The 16,465-nt window shown below is 66.7% G+C and carries 17 protein-coding genes; 4 read left to right on the top strand and 13 right to left on the bottom strand.

All coding sequences use genetic code 11. From position 1 onward, the window contains the following. Window positions 1-1,257 carry an NRAMP family divalent metal transporter gene (locus ASC95_RS13305; RefSeq protein WP_057298152.1) on the top strand — a complete coding sequence of 419 codons (1,257 nt, stop codon included), beginning with the start codon at window positions 1-3 and terminating at the stop codon, window positions 1,255-1,257. Here ASC95_RS13305 and ASC95_RS13300 read toward each other — a convergent pair. Further along, on the bottom strand, window positions 1,229-1,864 hold the full coding sequence (locus ASC95_RS13300; RefSeq protein WP_057298151.1) for a cation transporter: 636 nt from the start codon (window positions 1,862-1,864) through the stop codon (window positions 1,229-1,231). The genes ASC95_RS13305 and ASC95_RS13300 overlap by 29 nt on opposite strands. 75 nt (window positions 1,865-1,939) lie before the next feature. Here ASC95_RS13300 and ASC95_RS13295 point away from each other — a divergent pair, with 75 nt between their 5' ends. Together ASC95_RS13295 and ASC95_RS13290 are read left to right on the top strand one after the other, a co-directional pair. Next, window positions 1,940-2,374 carry a Cd(II)/Pb(II)-responsive transcriptional regulator gene (locus ASC95_RS13295; RefSeq protein ID WP_057298150.1) on the top strand — a complete coding sequence of 145 codons (435 nt, stop codon included), beginning with the start codon at window positions 1,940-1,942 and terminating at the stop codon, window positions 2,372-2,374. 146 nt (window positions 2,375-2,520) lie between these two features. Next, entirely contained in the window at window positions 2,521-3,171 is a 651-nt protein-coding gene (locus ASC95_RS13290; protein WP_057298149.1) for a PEP-CTERM sorting domain-containing protein, read from the top strand. Window positions 3,172-3,192: 21 nt separating this feature from the next. On the opposite strand, the gene pyk is transcribed toward ASC95_RS13290, so the two are convergent. The 3 genes from pyk to ASC95_RS13275 form a co-directional block, all read right to left on the bottom strand. Then, the gene (pyk, locus tag ASC95_RS13285; protein WP_057298148.1) at window positions 3,193-4,623 is read right to left on the bottom strand and encodes a pyruvate kinase; all 1,431 of its coding nucleotides are present in this window, start codon (window positions 4,621-4,623) and stop codon (window positions 3,193-3,195) included. 67 nt (window positions 4,624-4,690) lie between these two features. Then, entirely contained in the window at window positions 4,691-5,164 is a 474-nt protein-coding gene (locus ASC95_RS13280) for a GNAT family N-acetyltransferase (RefSeq protein WP_057298147.1), read from the bottom strand. A 16-nt stretch (window positions 5,165-5,180) separates the two neighbouring features. After that, a complete protein-coding gene (locus ASC95_RS13275) occupies window positions 5,181-5,753 on the bottom strand; it encodes a helix-turn-helix domain-containing protein (protein ID WP_235537909.1) in 573 nt (190 codons plus the stop codon). 41 nt (window positions 5,754-5,794) lie between these two features. On the opposite strand from ASC95_RS13275, the gene ASC95_RS13270 reads away from it, so the two are divergent. Beyond that, a complete protein-coding gene (locus tag ASC95_RS13270) occupies window positions 5,795-6,736 on the top strand; it encodes a DMT family transporter (RefSeq protein ID WP_082567755.1) in 942 nt (313 codons plus the stop codon). On the opposite strand, the gene ASC95_RS13265 is transcribed toward ASC95_RS13270, so the two are convergent. The 9 genes from ASC95_RS13265 to htpX all read right to left on the bottom strand — a co-directional run bounded on the left by ASC95_RS13265 (window position 6,669) and on the right by htpX (window position 16,460). Beyond that, on the bottom strand, window positions 6,669-9,005 hold the full coding sequence (locus tag ASC95_RS13265; protein ID WP_057298145.1) for an NADP-dependent malic enzyme: 2,337 nt from the start codon (window positions 9,003-9,005) through the stop codon (window positions 6,669-6,671). The two genes, ASC95_RS13270 and ASC95_RS13265, sit on opposite strands and share 68 nt — an antisense overlap. A 194-nt stretch (window positions 9,006-9,199) precedes the next feature. After that, window positions 9,200-10,498: a hypothetical protein gene (locus ASC95_RS13260; protein WP_057298144.1), complete on the bottom strand. Its 1,299-nt coding sequence runs from the start codon at window positions 10,496-10,498 to the stop codon at window positions 9,200-9,202. A 13-nt stretch (window positions 10,499-10,511) separates the two neighbouring features. Beyond that, a complete protein-coding gene (locus ASC95_RS13255) occupies window positions 10,512-11,651 on the bottom strand; it encodes a Fic family protein (protein WP_157256271.1) in 1,140 nt (379 codons plus the stop codon). A 93-nt stretch (window positions 11,652-11,744) separates the two neighbouring features. Continuing rightward, window positions 11,745-12,938: a phosphoglycerate kinase gene (locus ASC95_RS13250; protein ID WP_057298142.1), complete on the bottom strand. Its 1,194-nt coding sequence runs from the start codon at window positions 12,936-12,938 to the stop codon at window positions 11,745-11,747. Between the two features lie 292 nt (window positions 12,939-13,230). Then, window positions 13,231-13,560 (bottom strand): AzlD domain-containing protein, encoded by a 330-nt coding sequence (locus ASC95_RS13245; RefSeq protein ID WP_057298141.1) that lies wholly within the window; start codon window positions 13,558-13,560, stop codon window positions 13,231-13,233. Further along, window positions 13,557-14,273, bottom strand: a complete 717-nt coding sequence (locus tag ASC95_RS13240) for an AzlC family ABC transporter permease (protein WP_057298140.1) — start codon at window positions 14,271-14,273, stop codon at window positions 13,557-13,559. The genes ASC95_RS13245 and ASC95_RS13240 overlap by 4 nt, the downstream gene beginning before the upstream one ends. A 25-nt stretch (window positions 14,274-14,298) precedes the next feature. Further along, window positions 14,299-15,057, bottom strand: a complete 759-nt coding sequence (locus ASC95_RS13235; RefSeq protein WP_162250771.1) for a head GIN domain-containing protein — start codon at window positions 15,055-15,057, stop codon at window positions 14,299-14,301. Between the two features lie 126 nt (window positions 15,058-15,183). Beyond that, the gene (locus tag ASC95_RS13230) at window positions 15,184-15,567 is read right to left on the bottom strand and encodes a hypothetical protein (RefSeq protein WP_057298138.1); all 384 of its coding nucleotides are present in this window, start codon (window positions 15,565-15,567) and stop codon (window positions 15,184-15,186) included. A 47-nt stretch (window positions 15,568-15,614) separates the two neighbouring features. Further along, entirely contained in the window at window positions 15,615-16,460 is an 846-nt protein-coding gene (htpX, locus tag ASC95_RS13225; protein WP_057298137.1) for a zinc metalloprotease HtpX, read from the bottom strand. Window positions 16,461-16,465 lie beyond the last annotated feature (5 nt).

Here is a 16,465-nt window from a genome sequence, read left to right as displayed (position 1 = left end):
ATGCACCTCCTCGACCGCCTCCGCAGCCCCCTCAAGCAGCTTGGCCCCGGTCTGATCACCGGCGCCGCCGACGACGACCCCAGCGGTATCGCCACCTACTCCCAGGCCGGCGCCCAGTTCGGCTACGGCATGTTGTGGAGCCTGGTCTTCACGCTGCCGTTGATGACGGCCATCCAGATCGTCAGCGCGCGCATCGGGTACGTGTCGGGCAAGGGTCTCGCCGCCAACATGAAGCAGGCCTTTCCGCGGCCCGTGCTGCTGTTCTTCGTCGGCCTGCTGCTGGCGGCCAACACGCTGAACATTGCGGCCGACATCGCCGCCATGGGCGCTGCCGTTCACCTGCTGTTCGGCGGCTCGGCCCAGCTCTATGCCCTGGGCTTCGGCATCGCCAGCGTGCTGATGCAGGTCTTCCTCTGCTACGAGAGCTATGTGCGCTGGCTGAAGTGGCTGACGCTGGCCCTGCTGGCCTATGTCGGCGTCGTGCTGGTGCTGGGGCTGGACTGGGGCGAGGTGCTGGTGCGCACCCTGCACCCGCAGCTGCACTGGAACCGCGACACCTTGTTGATGGTGGTGGCCCTGTTCGGCACGACCATCAGTCCCTACCTCTTCTTCTGGCAGGCCGGCCAGGAGGTCGAGGACCTGAATGGCGGCGCCGGCAGGGAATTGTCCAGGACGCAGGTGCACCGCCACCTGCATCGCATCAAGCTGGACACCCATGTCGGCATGGGCTTCTCCAACGCGATCGCCTTTTGCATCATGCTGGCCGCCGCGGCCACGCTGAACAAGGCCGGCGTGCACGACATCCAGACCTCGGCCCAGGCCGTCGAGGCCCTGAAGCCCGTGGCGGGCGAGCACGCCGCCCTGCTCTTCTGCCTGGGCATCATCGGCACCGGGCTGCTGGCCGTGCCCGTGCTGGCCGGCTCGGCCGGCTATGCCGTCGCCGAGGTGATGGGCTGGCGCGACAGCCTCAGCCTCAAGCTCGAACATGGCGAGGGCCGCGGCTTCTACGGTGTCATCGCCGTCGCGACGCTGGGGGGCGTGGCCCTGTGCTTTGCGCCGCTGGATCCGGTCAGGCAGCTGTTCTGGGCGGCCGTGTTCAACGGCATCACGGCCGTGCCCATCATGGCCGCCATGATGCTGCTGGCCACGCGTCCCACCGTCATGGGCCCCCACGTCATCGGCCGCAAGCTGCGCGTGCTGGGCTGGATTGCGACGGCGGTGATGGCGCTCATGGTGCTGGCGTTGGCTTTGGCTTGAGTTCCTGGCGCGCCTGGCGCATGACGACACGTGCGCTGGACAGAGCGAGCACCGCCATCACCGTCGCCACGGCCAGGTCGGGCCAGGCCGTGCCCGTCCAGGCGACCAGCCCGGCGGCCACAACGACGGCGATATTGCCCAGCGCATCATTGCGGCTGCACAGCCAGACCGCGCGCATGTTGGCGTCGCCCTCGCGCCAGGCGTAGAGCATCAGCGCGACAACGACATTGGCGGCCAGCGCCGCCACACCGACGACGCCCATGGTGAGCGCCTGAGGCGGCGCGCCATGCAGGGAGGCCCAGACGGCCTTGGCGAGCACGGCCACACCGATCAGCCCCATGGCGGCGCCCTTGACCCAGGCTACCCGGGCCCGCAGCGTCAGGCTGGAGGCCAGCACCGCCAGTGAAATGGCGTAGTTGGCGGCATCGGCAATGAAGTCAGCCGAGTCGGCCCACAGCGCCAGCGAGTCGGCCAGGGAGCCGGCCGTCAGCTCGACCACCGCCATGGCCGCGTTCAGCACCAGGGCAACCCAGAGTACGCGGCGGTAGGCGCGTGAATTGCCGGTGGCGTGGTGATGATCGTGATCGTGGTGGCAGGCGTGGCTCATGCAAAGGGCTTTCAGTAGCGCAGGCCTTCATTGCAAACCTTGGAGCCACTCCAGAGTCAAGCCGAGAATCGTCACATGCGTATCGGGGAACTCAGCCGCCTGACCGCCACACCGGTCGACACCATCCGCCACTACGAGCGCGAGGGCCTGCTGGCGCCACCACCGCGCACGGACGCCGGCTACCGCGTCTATGGCCCGCCTGATGCCGAGCGCCTGTATTTCATCCGCCGCTGCCGCTCGCTGGACATGAACCTGGCCGAGGTGCGCGCGCTGCTGGCGCTGCAGGGCGAGGGGCATGACGGCGCCAACGGAGCAGGTGTGCATGCGCTGCTGGACGCGCACATCGGCCATGTCAGCGCCCGCATCGCTGCGCTGCAGGAGCTGGAAAAGGAATTGCGAGCGCTGCGCGCCCGCTGCCAGGGCGACGAACCGGCCTGCGCGATCCTTGAAAGCCTGGCCGAGCCGGGCGCCGAGCTGCCGCCCAAGAGCCACATCGGCAACAGCCACTGAGTCGCGCATCCGGGATTGCCCGCCCACGCATTCACAGGGCTCGCTGCGTCGCGTGCGATCGGCACGGGCTTGAAAATTGCGCGCCGCCTTACTGCCACAGGATGCCTGCGACATCCGGCAAGACGCGCTCAACTCAGGAGGAATCCATGCTGAACATGCCCTTTCGCGCACTGACCCAAGCCCTCTTCGCAACCGGCCTTGTCCTGGCGATGCTGCCAGCCCAGGCCGCGCTCATCGTCGACACCGGCGAGCCGTACGCCCCCGGGTTCGGCAGCGCCCTCAGCGGCGACAATGGCGGCCTCCAGTACCACCAATACCTGGCTGGCCAATTCAGCATCACGCAGGCCTACACCCTCCAGGAGGTGTCCACGCATCTGCAGTTCAATTCCAGCTTTACCACCGCTGGTTCATTCAGCTTCAAGCTGTATGCCGATGCCGCCGGCCTGCCTGGGACGATGCTGTTTGAAACCGCCCATCTGAGCGTGCCCACGGGTGCCGCCGGCGCCTGGTACAGCGCCAGCGGATTGAGCTGGACGGTTGGTCCCGGCAGCTATTGGCTGGCCATCGAGGCCAACAAGAGCCCGATTTCCATCATCGCGTCCTCTGCCGGGCACTCAATGCAGGCCAACGCCTTCGATGCCGGCTGGGACAAGCCTGGCGTCTGGGAGGTCTCGCCTTCGGGCGACCCTTCGATCCGCATCGATGCGGTCACGGCCGTGCCGGAGCCAGCCTCCACGCTGCTGCTGCTCTGCGGCATCGGAGCGCTGGGCCTGCGCACCCGACGCCGCCAGGGCTGACGGCCCCGGGCGCGCCCCGCGTCAGCCGACGCGGCAGACCTTCAGCATGTTCGTGCCGCCCGGATAGCCCATCGGCTCGCCGCAGGTGATGGCATAGGTGTCGCCCGGCATCAGCACGCCGCGCTCGACGAGGATCTTTTCCGCAGCGGCCAGGGCCACGTCGCGGTCGTCGAACTTGGGCATCAGGATGGGCCGCACATTGCGGTACAGCGCCATCTTGCGCTGGCTGATCGGCTGCGTCGTCAACGCGAAGATCGGCACCTGGATGCGGTGGCGGCTCATCCACAGCGCCGTCGAGCCGGATTCGGTCAATGCCAGGATGGCCTTGCAGCCGAGGTGGTAGGCGGTGAACAGCGCGCCCATGGCGATGGACTGGTCGATACGGCCGAACTGGCGACCGGCGAAGTCGGTGTCCAGCGTGACGAACTCGGCGCGCTCGGCCTCCAGCGCAATGTTGGCCATCTGCTCGACCGTCTCGATGGGGAATTTGCCGGCGGCCGTCTCGGCGGACAGCATGACGGCGTCGGTGCCGTCCAGCACGGCGTTGGCCACGTCGCTGACCTCGGCACGCGTGGGCACCGGGTTGACGATCATGGACTCCATCATCTGCGTGGCCGTGATGGACACCTTGTCCAGCTCACGGGCCATCTTGATCATGCGCTTTTGCAGCGCCGGCACGGCCGCGTTGCCCACTTCAACGGCCAGGTCGCCGCGCGCCACCATGATGCCGTCGCTGGCCTTCAGGATGGCTTCGAGGTGAGGGATGGCCTCGTAGCGCTCGATCTTGGCGATCATGGCCGGCTTGTGGCGATAGGGCTCGCCGGCCACGTTGGCCAGCTGGCGCGCCATCTCCATGTCGGTCGCGTTCTTGGGGAAGCTCACCGCCAGGTACTCGCACTGGAAGGACATCGCGGTCTTGATGTCCTCCATGTCCTTGCCCGTCAGCGCCGGCGCCGTCAGGCCGCCGCCCTGCTTGTTGATGCCCTTGTTGTTGGACAGCTCGCCGCCGAGCTTGACGACGGTGTGCACCTGGGCGCCCCGCACGGCCTCGACGGTCAGCACCAGCAGGCCGTCATTGAGCAGCAGCGTGTCGCCGGGCTTCACGTCGCGCGGCAGTTCCTTGTAGTCGAGGCTGGCAATGTCCTGGTTGCCCAGTTCGGTGCGGTCGGCGTCCAGGATGAAGGGCGCGCCGGGAACCAGCTCGATCTTGCCGCCCTCGAACTTGCCGACACGGATCTTGGGACCCTGCAGGTCGGCCATGATGGCGACCGACTTGCCCACACGCTCGGCGGCCTCGCGGACCATGGTGGCCCGGTCGATGTGGTCCTGGGCCTTGCCGTGGGAGAAGTTCAACCGCACGACGTCGACGCCGGCGCGGATCATCTTCTCCAGGATCTCCGGCGTGTTGGAAGCAGGGCCGAGGGTGGCGACGATCTTGGTGGCGCGGGTCATGGCTGTCTCGATTCTTGGAAGGCGCGGAATTATGGTCCGCCAAGCCTCGCGAGAGTTTCGTCGTGTTTCAACCCAACACCTTCTCGAAGAAGGCGCTCAATGGATCAGCCGTGTAGCCGCCGAAGGGGCCGCGCTCGACATAGCCCAGACGCCGGTACAGCGCCAGGGCCTCGGGCTGGTGGATACCGGTCTCCAGCCGCGCGATCCGCACGCCGCGTTCGATCAATTCGGCCTCTAACTGCGCCATCAGCTGCCGGGCGACGCCACGGCCGCGTTCGCTGTCCAGCACGAAAAGGCGCTTGATCTCTCCATAGCCATCCGCGTCGAAGTGCTTGACGCCGCCGCAGCCGACGAGCTGCTCGCCACGCCACAGCCCATAGAAGCTGCCCTGCGGCGGGCGCAGGCCGTCGGCCGGCTCGAAGTGGTTGCTCTCGCTGGGATAGAGGGCGCCCATATAGGCCTCCGACAGCGCGATCAGGCGCTGTGCATACGGGTGGCCGGGGTCCAGCGGCGCCAGGCGGGGGGGCAGTTCGGAACTCATGGTGTTTGGATACCAGTTACAGCGAAGGCACCGTCATCGCGAGCAGATAGCGCGCAGGTTCGGCCCCGGGGTTGGTGAAAACGCTGCGCCCAAGGCAGCGGAAGCTGATCGAGTCGCCAGCGCCCAGCTCAAAAACCTGGCCCTGCAGCGTCAACCGCAATTGCCCCTCGATCAGGCAGAGGTGGTGCTCCAGCCGCGCCACGGTGGGCTCGTCGTAGGCCAGTTCGGCGCCGGGCGCGAGACGGCCTTCGATGACCTCGGTCGCGAAGCCTGCAAGGGGAGGACAGCGCATCAAGCGCTCGAAGCCGCTCTGCACATCGTGCCAGCGTGGCTGGTCGGCGGCGCGCAGCAGGCGCACGGGCAAGGCTTCGGCTTCGGCGAGCAGGCGGCTCAACGGCAGCCCATAGGCGCGGGCCAAACGCGACAGCAGCGTCGCCGTCGGGCTGGTCTCGGCGCGCTCCAGCCGGCTCAGCGTCGCGCGGCTGACGCCGCTCTTCAAGGCCAGCTCATCCAGCGACCAGCCCGCGGCCGTGCGCAGCGCTGCCAGCCGTTCCGCCAGTTGGCGCTCGAACTGGCCCTCTTCGTTCAATTCAGAGAATTCTTCTCTCATATGAGAATATGCTAGCCGATATGAAGGACCGGTCCACCGCCCCGTTGATCGCCGCACTGGCGGTCGTCTTGACATGGGGCGTCAATTTCCCGCTGTCGAAAGCGCTTTTCAATCAGGTCGGCCCGGCGGGTTTCCTGGGGCTGCGCTACCTGCTGATGCCCTTCTGCGCCGTGGCGCTGCTGTGCTGGCGTTTCGGCCTGCGCTGGCCCCGGCTCGATCGTGGCGAGGTCTGGCCGCTGGTGCGGCTGACGTTGATCGGCCAGGGACTGCACCTGCTGCTGTCGGCCTACGGCATGCAGGGCTCGACCGCCTTCAGCGCCAGCGTGCTGCTGGCCTGCGGGCCGGTGTTCACGTTGCTGATCCTGCGGTTGAGCGGTGTGGAGCGGCTCTCGGCCGGCCAGGTCGCGGGCGTGGCGATGGCCGCCACCGGCGCATTGGTTTTCACATCGGACAAGCTGCTGGCCGCCGACTGGCAGGCCGGCCTGGGGGACCTGACGCTGCTGGCCGCCGCCGCGCTGTTCAGCTACTACACGGTCGCCAGCAAGCCCTTGATCCAGCACCACGGCGGCGTGACCGTGCTGGGCTACGGCAGCTTGGTCTGCACGCTGCCGATGCTGCTGTGGTGCTCGCCAGCGCTGATGTCCATGGACTGGACGACGCAGCCCGCCTGGGTCTGGCCGGGCCTGGCCTGGCAGGTCATCGGTGGCGGCTTCATCGGCTGGCTGGCCTGGGGCTGGGCCAATGAAAAACGCGGCGTGGCTCGCACCGCGCCGCTGATCTACCTGATGCCACTGGTGGCCGGCCTCATCGCCTGGCTGTGGGGTGGCGAACAGTTCAGCGCGGCCAAGCTGCTCGGCGCCAGCGTCATCCTCGCTGGCGTGGCCCTCGCCCAGTTCAGCCCTGCGCTGAACGGGCCTCGCGGGCTTCCCTCACGTCCGCAACCGCCAGAGCCGTCATGTTGACGATGCGGCGCACCGTCGCCGAGGGCGTCAGGATGTGCACCGGTGCGGCCGCACCCAGCAGGATGGGGCCGACCGTCACGCCGTGACTGGCGCTGATCTTCAGCACGTTGAAGAGGATGTTGGCGGCGTCCAGCGTCGGCAGCACCAGCAGGTTGGCGGCACCCTTGAGTTTGCTGTCGGGCAGGAAGGCTTGGCGCACGCTTTCCGACAAGGCCGCATCGCCGTGCATCTCGCCGTCGCATTCGACCTCGGGGTGGGCTGCAGCAAACAGCTCGTGCGCGCGGCGCATCTTCACGGCCGACGGCCGCGTGCTGGAGCCGAACATCGAGTGGCTGACAAAGGCCAGCTTGGGCGGCAAACCGAAGCGGCTCACCTCCTCGGAAGCCATCGCGGCGATGTCGGCCAACTCTTCGGCAGTCGGGTCATCGTTGACGAAGGTGTCGGTGATGAACAGCGTCATCTGCTCCAGGATCAGCGCGTTCATCGCCGCGAACTGGCGCGCACCTTCACGCAGGCCGACGAGGTCGCGCACCTGCTCCAGGTGGCGGTCGAAGCGGCCGACCATGCCGCAGATCATCGCGTCGGCGTCGCCCAACTCGATGGCCAGCGCGCCGATGGCCGTGTTGGAGCGCCGCACGGCGGACTTGGCCATCTCCGGCGTGAAGCCGTTGCGCTTCATGCGGGCGTAGTAGGCCTCCCAGTACTGCCGGAAGCGCGGGTCGTCCTCGGGGTCGATGACGGCGACGTCCTCGCCGAGCTTGAGCCGCAGGCCAGCGCGCTGGATGCGTGAGGCCAGCACCTCGGGGCGGCCGATCAGGGTCGGCTTGCACAGGCCTTCGTCCAGGGCCACCTGCACGGCGCGCAGCACGCGCTCATCTTCGCCCTCGGCGTAGATGACGCGGGCGCACTCGGCCTTCGCGGTGGCGAACACGGGGCGCATGAACATGCCGGTCTGGTAGACAAAGCGCTCCAGCGACTGGCGGTAGGCGACGAGGTCCGTCACCGGCCGTGTCGCGACGCCGTCGGCCGCCGCAGCCGCCGCGACGGCCGGCGCGATGCGCAGAATCAGGCGCGCATCGAAGGGCTTGGGGATCAGGTATTCGGGGCCAAAAGCCAGCTCCTGGCCGGCATACGCCGCTGCCACTTCGTCACTCGTCTCGGCCTTGGCCAATGCCGCGATCTCGCGCACGCAGGCCAGCTTCATGCCCTCGGTGATCTTGGTCGCGCCGCAGTCCAGCGCGCCGCGGAAGATGTAGGGGAAGCACAGGACGTTGTTGACCTGGTTGGGGTAGTCGCTGCGGCCGGTGGCCATGATGCAGTCCGGCCGCACGGCCTTGGCCAGCTCGGGGCGGATCTCGGGCTCGGGGTTGGCCAGGGCCAGGATGATGGGCTGGGTGCCCATGGTCTTGACCATCTCCGCCGTCAGCACGCCGGCGGCCGAGCAGCCGAGAAAGACGTCCGCGCCGTCGACCACATCGGCCAGCGTGCGCGCCGCCGTGATCTGGCAATAGCGCTGCTTGGATTCATCCAGCTTGCCGGCCTTCGCGTCCTCACGCTCTGACTGAATGACGCCGCGCGAGTCGCAGACAAAGACGTTGTCGCGCTTCACACCCAGGCCGACCATGACGTCCAGGCAGGCAATGGCTGCGGCCCCTGCGCCCGACACCGCCACCTTGACCTTGCCGATGTCCTTGCCCACCAGTTCCAGGCCGTTGAGCAGCGCGGCTGACGAGATGATGGCGGTGCCGTGCTGGTCATCGTGGAAGACGGGGATGTTCATGCGCTTGGACAGCTCGCGCTCGATGTAGAAGCACTCGGGCGCCTTGATGTCCTCGAGGTTGATGCCGCCCAGCGTCGGCTCCATGGCCGCAATGATGTCGATGAGCTTGTCCGGGTCGCGCTCGGCCAGCTCGATGTCGAACACGTCGATGCCGGCGAACTTCTTGAACAGGCAGCCCTTGCCTTCCATCACGGGCTTGGCGGCCAGCGGGCCGATGTCGCCCAGGCCCAGCACGGCAGTGCCGTTGGTGATGACGCCCACCAAGTTGCCGCGAGAGGTGAAGTCGGCCGCCAGCGACGGGTCGCGTTCGATGTCCAGGCAGGGGTAGGCCACCCCCGGCGAATAGGCCAGCGACAGGTCGCGCTGGTTGGACAGCGCCTTGGTCGGCGTGACCGAAATCTTGCCGCGCGTCGGGCTGCGGTGATAGTCCAGGGCGGCGTCGCGTAGCGCAGCTTCGGCAGGCGACAAGGGCGCGTTGTTCTTTTCCATGAGGGTGACTCTCCAGGGAGGAACCCTCGAGGTTACGCCGCGTTTCAGCACCTGCCGATGCTCGTTTTTTGGCAATCTATGCCGAAGCCGATATCACCCGGTCGTAGCGCCACCATGCGCGACCTATGTTCGACTCAGGCCGTTTGCCTGTCGGTCAGACAACCAGTTGCCGACCGAAATCAGGCAGCCTCCTCTCACGGCACCTCAAGGCTGCCAAGCCAAGTCGTGTTCGCGCGCGTGACGATAGGAGCCGGAAGTTTCGGGAGTTGGTCAAAAACCTTGCCGACAGTCAACCGCAGTTCTCTCAGATATGCCCTGCAACGCGCCTCGCTGACCTCGTCGAACACCTTAGACAAAAGCGTGTCCGGCGATATTGCTGCATCGCGCTCGCTGGCGTGCATGAAGCTATTGCGCAGCACCCGCACGCGCTCCATCGCAACGTAGCTTGCATCGTTCGGATGCAGCGGCACGTACGTGCCACCGGTTTGTGCCACAAGCGTGGCGGCAGCAGCGTCTAGCTTCTCAAGAGGCGTACCTCGATCACGCATCGTCGGGTGTCTACCCTTTTCAATGAAGAAAAGCTTGTTTGCCACCGCCTCCAGACAGGCCGCGACGGAGACGATGCAGTAGACGCCGGTGGCCAGAGCAGCCTCCTTGTTCGCTGTACGGTTCGCAGCTTTTAGGAGATCAAAATCGCGCAGAGCGCGTTCGTAATGCACCAGCGCAAAGGCCATTTCAACGCGTGGCGCGCCTGTCGCGTCGTGGACCAAGCGACCGTACCTGGTCAGTTCAGGTGCCTTGTAATCGAATGCCTCACCAGGAGAGGCCTCGCTGTGATGCAGCGTCACGCGGTCAAGAACGCGCGTGTTCTCTACAAACATGGCGTCGAGGAGCTGAGTCAGCTTTTCAACGTCGGGCTCATCTCCAATGGCTCTGTCGAAAGCTTCGCGTCGGAAGGCCTCGTGCATATCGGCAAGCGGGTCTAGATCAATCAAGGATGACCGTGGGCGACTGAACATGCCACTGACGTCGAGTTCACCAATGGAGCGCTGGTAGATGTCACCGCCATCGACATATACATATCGGGTTTGAAGCGATGTGAACGGTCTCGTGCCAATTGAAAGAAGTGGGTTGCCCTGAAACAACCAGCGCGCCTGCGGATTCGCTTTTCCCTCCACCAACCCTTTACCAGACGCGGCAGTACCGGCGTTTGTGCCGCCGCCCATGAGCATGGATACAAGGCGCGACAAGCCCTCCTCAGCACGGGTGTTTTGCATGAGGATTCCCGACGACATAACCGCAAAGCAGGACACCCCGACCAAGTGTTCGCCGACCCTCCTGGCATCAACAGCTAGGTATGGCTTGACCGGGATGACGACCCAGACGTCCCTGTACCGCTGCAGAACATGTTCCAGGCGTAGGAAATCAATCGTTGCGTCCGGACCTGAAGCGACCTCGAGTGCGCCGTTCAGTACAGGATATTGGTCAAGCATTGGATGGAAAGCTTCAGCCCAGATAGAGCTCCGCCACCTTGTGCGTCGGGCGCCGCCCGGTGTTGATGAATTCCACGAGTGCCTGCGCCGTCGCCGCGACGTCCAGGCCCCGGGCGCGCACACTGGCGGGCAGGTCGCTGCTGCGCATGACCGAGCGGACGTAACCGCGCACGAAGGTCTGCTCGATGACATGCAGGCTGCCCAGTTCGTAGAACGCGGCCATGCCCCGGATGTAGTCGGCCTTGTCGACATCGGCGAACGACAGCGGCAGCAGGCCACTCGCCAGCAGCGGCGCATTCGCCGCCAGCCGCGACGCCCGCTTGTTGCCGTTCGCATAGGCCTGCAGGTAGGGGATGCGCGTCATCAGGTAGAGCGCTGCCTGCACAGGGTGCAGCGCCTTGGCCTGCTCGACGACCTGCCCGAGCGCTTCGGCGACGAAACCCGTCCCCGGCCGGAACGGCGGCAGATAGGCCGAGTTGGCGAGGTGCACATCTTCGAACTCGCGCGGCCTGCCGCGCTGCGCCTGGGGCAAGAAGTGGTCGGACTCGCCCGCTTCCGGCAGGCCGTGGTCGTCGGTCAGCAGCGTGTGCATCGCGTGCACCTGAGCCACGCTAAGGTCACGGTGCAGCCAAAGGTGCTCGGCCGCCCGCTTGTGGTTCAGCACCAGGATGGCGTCCGCCGTCGGCTTGGTGGCATTGCGCTGGCCGTACTGGATCAGCGCCGCCGTGTCGAGCGCCGAGTAGGTGCTGCCTTCCAATAGCGAGGACGCCCACGACAGGTCGATCAGGAAGCTGGCCAGGAAGCGCGCGTCTATGGGCTGTGCCAGCGCCTGGACCTGTGTGCAGCGTTGGGCCTTGTCCAGCGGCAGGCCCGGCTCCGCGCCCAGCAATTCGGGGCGGAAGCGCACCAGCGGGCGCTGCTGGGCCGGCCTAGCGAAGTAGGCGTCGATGTCGTCGCGGCCGAAGGGCTCGGCCGACAGGTAACGCCGCGCCCGGCCGGCGCCCTGACTGCGGATCACGCCCGTTTTCAGCAGGGCCGCCAGGCGCCGGTTCAGCGTCGAGCGGCTGATGCCAGGCAACTGCGCGGCCAGCGCCTCGGGCGCCGCACCTGTAATGCCCGCTGCAGCAATCAAGGCAGCGAGTTCAGCATCCACGGTCAAATGACAAGAAACGATCACTCATAAGTATTTGAATACTAATAAATTTTCAGTTTCTTGTCATATTTCTTCGTCGAAGCGATTTGCTTATCAGCCCGCTGCGCGCTTGCTGAGGATCTCGAAGGCCGGCAGCGTCTTGCCTTCCAGCACTTCCAGGAAAGCGCCGCCACCGGTGGAGATGTAGCCCACGTCCTTCTCGATGCCGTACTTGGCAATCGCGGCCAGCGTGTCGCCGCCACCGGCAATGCTGAAGGCAACGCTCTCGGCGATGGCGCGGGCGATGGCCTCCGTGCCATGGGCGAAGGCCGGGAACTCGAACACGCCGACTGGGCCGTTCCAGACGATGGTGCCGGCGGCTTTGAGCTTCTCGGCCAGCTTGGCGGCCGTCTTGGGGCCGATGTCGAGGATGAGGTCGTCGTCTTCCACGTCGGTGGCCGCCTTGACCGCCGCCGTGGCGCCGGCGGAGAAGGTCTTGGCCGTCACGACGTCCTCAGGGATGGGCACGTCGGCGCCACGCGCAGCCATCGCTTCGATGACGGCCTTGGCTTGGTCGATCAGATCTGGCTCGGCCAGCGACTTGCCGATCTTCAGGCCCGCGGCCAGCATGAAGGTGTTGGCGATGCCACCACCGACGATGAGGCCGTCGACCTTGCTCGCCAGGGCTTGCAGGATGGTCAACTTGGTCGACACCTTGGAGCCGGCAACGATGGCGACGAGCGGGCGGCGCGGGTTGGCCAAGGCCTTGGTGATGGCGTCGATCTCCGCTGCCAGCAGAGGGCCGGCGCAAGCGATCTTGGCGTACTTGGCGATGCCGTAGGTGGTGGCTTCGGCGCGGTGGGCCGTGCCGAAGGCGTCGTGCACGAAGATGTCGCACAGGGCGGCCAGTTTCCTGGACAGCTCGTCGCTGCACTTCTTCTCGCCCTTGTTGACGCGGCAGTTCTCCAGCAGCACCAGCTGGCCCGGCGCGACGGAAACGGCGTCGACCCAGTCGCGCTGCAGCGGCACCGGGCGGCCCAGCAACTCGGCCATGCGCTCGGCCACGGGGGCCAGCGAATCCTCAGGCTTGAACTCGCCTTCGGTCGGGCGGCCCAGGTGGGACGTGACCATGACGGCGGCGCCTGCGTCCAGCGCCATCCTGATGGCCGGCAACGACGCGCGGATGCGCGTGTCCTCGGTGATCTTGCCGTTGTCGTCCTGCGGCACGTTGAGGTCGGCGCGGATGAAGACGCGCTGGCCGGCCACCTTGCCGGCGGCGATCAGGTCGGAGAAGCGGATGACGTTCATGGTGGGCGGGCAGTTGATGAGAAGAACTGCCTCGATTCTCGCCTCTGCTCTCCACCGTACGGCGTTGTAACCGCGGACCGGCGCTGGGCCGCCCCAAGCCGGCCCGCAGGCGATGTGCTTGCGGCTCAATGCCGCGAGCATCGCCGTCCCCACGGGGGCTGAGGCCGGACACACTGCGCCCCAGTGGGCGCAGTGTGCCTGCCGAAGAGCTGCGGCACTGCTGCAGCGCGGTCTGCAAGACCGACCAGGCTTGCCCGCGTTCAGCAGGTAAGACTGGGCGAGGGGCCAACAGTTACCAGCCGAGGCCGAGCTTCAAAGGCAGCATGACGGCCATGCCGACGAGGATGGTGCCCAGGATGCCCTTGCGCCAGAAGTAGTAGGCCGTCGCGGCCACTGCCGCGGGCCAGCGCGCGTCCTGCCAGGTCGTGATGAGCTGACCCTGCGTCATGAAGATCTCGGGCGCGACGACTGCGACCAGGGCCGCCAGCGGCGCGACCTTGAGCAGCTCGCGCAGCCAGTCCGGAATGGGCAGGGGCTTCTCGCTGATCATGAAGAAACTGCGCGTCAACACGGAAATGCCGGCCAGGCCGAACAGTGCCACCCAGGTCATCGCGTCGCTCATGCCCTGGCCTTTCGAGTGTCCAGCCACCAACCCACCGCGCCCGCCGCAAAGATGGCGCACAGGATGTTGAGCTTGAGCGGCAGCGCATAGGTCGCAATCGACACAGCCCCGGCCGTCACAGCCACCCACCACAGCACCTTTTCGGTCAGCAACGAATAGGACAGCCCCAGCAACGCCAGTACGCCGGCGAAGCCGATACCCCAGTGCGGCGGAATGCGGTCGGCCAGCAGGATGCCGGCGAAGGAGCAGGCCTGCCAGGTTGGCCAGTTGACGGCCACGCCGCCCCAGAAATAGCGTTGCTGGCCGGGTGCTGGCACCGGGTCCGGGTAGCGCTTGACGAAGTAGACGAAGTTCAGGTCGGCCGCGACATAGCCGCTCAGCAGCCGGCGCGCCCTGGGCAGGTGGGCCCAGTAGTTGCGCCATTGCGCGCTGAAGATGACGAAGCGCAGGTTGACGCAGAAGGCCGTGGCCAGCAGCACCCAAAGCGGCGCGCCGGAGGCGATCAGCGGCAGCGCCGTCAACTGCGCACTGCCGGCGAACACCAGCAGCGACATGCCCATGGCGAGCGGGATGCTGAGCCCGCTCTTGACCATGGTCACACCGGTCACCAGCCCCCAGGCGGCCAGGCCCAGGGAGGGCGGGGCCATGTCGCGCGCGCCGTGGCGGAAATCGGGGTCAGCCGCCAGCGCGCGCAGTTTGTCGATCAACTGCATCCCGCCATTCTCGGCGGGAGTCAGCTCACTGACCGATGCGACGGACTTTGCCGCTGCCGGCGACGGAGGAGGAGATCTCCGGCGAGCCCGCGTACTTCACGTCGCCGCTGCCGGCGATAGACACGTTCAGGCGCTTGGTCGCGTTGACCTGGGCGTCGCCGCTGCCAGCGATGCTGACCTTGACCTCTTCCGCCACCAGGTCAGCCGCCTTCACGTCGCCGCTGCCGGCGATGGTCACCTGGGCGCTGGCACAGCGGCCGGCCGCGACGATGTCGCCGCTGCCGCTGACCTTCATGCCCAGGCGTTCGGCGTCCAGGCCCGCGAAGCGGATGTCGCCGGAGCCGGCGATTGAGGCGTCGACGCCGCCCGTCTTCATGGCCTCGACCTTGACGGTGCCGGAGCCAGCCACCGCGATCGAGCGCAGGGCCGGCATCTCGATGGTGACGCTGGGGTTGGTCGAGCTGTGCACATTGACGCCCTTCTTGGGCGAGATCTCCAGCGTGCGGCCCTTGCTGCCGTCGACGACGCGCGTTTCGATCAAGGGCAGCAGGTTGCGGTCAGCCTTGACCTCGACCTTGTTGCCCGAACCCTGGCGGATGACGACGTTGAAGCCGCCGGTCAGCGCTACGCCATCGAAGGCGCCCGTGTCGCGGGCCTCGGTGGCGATGTCGCCGTTGCCATTGACACGCTCGCTGTTGATGGTCCAGCTCCAGGCCTGGGCGGAGCCGCTGAACACGGCTGCGGCCACGAGACCGAGGGCAAAGAGGCGGCGGGATGTGTTCATGTCGGGCTCCATCGGGGTTTTGATGGTTCCCATGGTGCCAAGCGGCTGCGCAACGGGCCCGCGGCAGGCGACAGTGCGCAGGATCGGAGGGGCGAAATGCGGCTGAGTGCGCTGATTCGGCGCGGATCAGTGGCCCTTGGCCTTGTCGCTGCCCTTTTCAGACGCCTTTTCAGCGGCCTTCTCGACCGGCTTGGCCTCAGGCTCGTCAGCCGGCGGCTTGACCGAGCCGGGGCGCGGCACGACCGGCACGACGCCCTCCAGCTTGTTTTCACGCATGTACTCGTCCATCTCGCGCCAGCCGGCGTAGATGGCCGCCTTCTGGGCCTTGGGATTGAGGATGTAGCAGTCTTCGATGGCTCGCATCGCGTGCCGGCAGGCGCTGCCGATGGCCTTGCCCTCGGCCTCCTTGGCGGCGGCCACTTTGGCGGGGTCGTCGATACCAAGCTGCTCGCAGGCCGACAGGGCTGCGAGCAGGGGCAGGGCCAGGGCAATGACAGGGAGGCGCTTCATCTGCTGAGGTATCGGCCGGGGCGGCTGCAACTTGAGGTCACACCAAGTCAGCGCCGGGCCATCGCGAGCAGGCGCGTGACGCGTTCCTCGGTCGACGGGTGGGTGGAGAACAGCCCTCGCAAGCCACCACCGGAGAGCGGATTCATGATCATCATCTGCGCCGTCTCCGGGTGGGCCTCGGCGGGTGCCATCGGGACGCCCTGAGCGTAGCGGTGGATCTTTTCCAGCGCCGAGGCCAGCGCGGCGGGGTCGCCGGAGAGTTCCGCGCCGCCGCGGTCGGCCTCGAACTCGCGGGCGCGGCTGATGGCCATCTGGATCACCGTGGCGGCCAGCGGCGCGAGCAATGCGATCGCAATGCTGGCGATGAAGTTGGTCTGCCGGCCGTTCTCGTCGCGGCCACCGAACAGGCCGGCGAAGTTGGCCAGCATCGAGATGGCCCCGGCCATCGTCGCGCTGACGGTGCTGATGAGAATGTCCCGGTGCGCCACGTGAGCCAGTTCATGGGCCATGACACCGCGCAACTCGCGCTCGGACAGCACGCGCAGGATGCCCGTTGTTGCCGCGACGGCGGCATGCTCCGGGTTGCGGCCGGTCGCGAAGGCGTTCGGTGCTTCCTCATCGATCAAATAGACCTTGGGCATGGGCAGGCCGGCCCGCTGCGCCAGTTCCTGAACCATCCGATAGAACTGCGGCGCCATGCTCTCGTCCACCTGTCGGGCGTTGTACATGCGCAGGACCATGTCGGCCGAAAACCAATAGGCGAAAAAGTTCATGCCAACGGCCACCAGCAACGCGATCAGCATGCCGGCCTGGCCGCCGATCCAGGACCCGACGGCCATGAACAGCGCCGTGATGGCGGCCATCAGCACGGCGGTTTTCACCAGATTGAACATGTCAG

Source organism: Pelomonas sp. Root1217 (genome assembly GCF_001425705.1).
In the GTDB taxonomy this organism is placed as follows: Bacteria; Pseudomonadota; Gammaproteobacteria; order Burkholderiales; family Burkholderiaceae_C; genus Pelomonas.
The sequence above is the reverse complement of the archived record's forward strand: the minus strand, read 5'-3'. Positions and strand labels throughout refer to the sequence as shown.

Coding starts and splice junctions, on each gene's coding strand:
- ASC95_RS13305 (WP_057298152.1), top strand. CDS start 1: ATGCACCTCCTCGACCGCCTCCGCAGCCCCCTCAAGCAGCTTGGCCCC.
- ASC95_RS13300 (WP_057298151.1), bottom strand. CDS start 1,864: ATGAGCCACGCCTGCCACCACGATCACGATCATCACCACGCCACCGGC.
- ASC95_RS13295 (WP_057298150.1), top strand. CDS start 1,940: ATGCGTATCGGGGAACTCAGCCGCCTGACCGCCACACCGGTCGACACC.
- ASC95_RS13290 (WP_057298149.1), top strand. CDS start 2,521: ATGCTGAACATGCCCTTTCGCGCACTGACCCAAGCCCTCTTCGCAACC.
- pyk (WP_057298148.1), bottom strand. CDS start 4,623: ATGACCCGCGCCACCAAGATCGTCGCCACCCTCGGCCCTGCTTCCAAC.
- ASC95_RS13280 (WP_057298147.1), bottom strand. CDS start 5,164: ATGAGTTCCGAACTGCCCCCCCGCCTGGCGCCGCTGGACCCCGGCCAC.
- ASC95_RS13270 (WP_082567755.1), top strand. CDS start 5,795: ATGAAGGACCGGTCCACCGCCCCGTTGATCGCCGCACTGGCGGTCGTC.
- ASC95_RS13265 (WP_057298145.1), bottom strand. CDS start 9,005: ATGGAAAAGAACAACGCGCCCTTGTCGCCTGCCGAAGCTGCGCTACGC.
- ASC95_RS13260 (WP_057298144.1), bottom strand. CDS start 10,498: ATGCTTGACCAATATCCTGTACTGAACGGCGCACTCGAGGTCGCTTCA.
- ASC95_RS13250 (WP_057298142.1), bottom strand. CDS start 12,938: ATGAACGTCATCCGCTTCTCCGACCTGATCGCCGCCGGCAAGGTGGCC.
- ASC95_RS13245 (WP_057298141.1), bottom strand. CDS start 13,560: ATGAGCGACGCGATGACCTGGGTGGCACTGTTCGGCCTGGCCGGCATT.
- ASC95_RS13240 (WP_057298140.1), bottom strand. CDS start 14,273: ATGCAGTTGATCGACAAACTGCGCGCGCTGGCGGCTGACCCCGATTTC.
- ASC95_RS13235 (WP_162250771.1), bottom strand. CDS start 15,057: ATGAACACATCCCGCCGCCTCTTTGCCCTCGGTCTCGTGGCCGCAGCC.
- ASC95_RS13230 (WP_057298138.1), bottom strand. CDS start 15,567: ATGAAGCGCCTCCCTGTCATTGCCCTGGCCCTGCCCCTGCTCGCAGCC.
- htpX (WP_057298137.1), bottom strand. CDS start 16,460: ATGTTCAATCTGGTGAAAACCGCCGTGCTGATGGCCGCCATCACGGCG.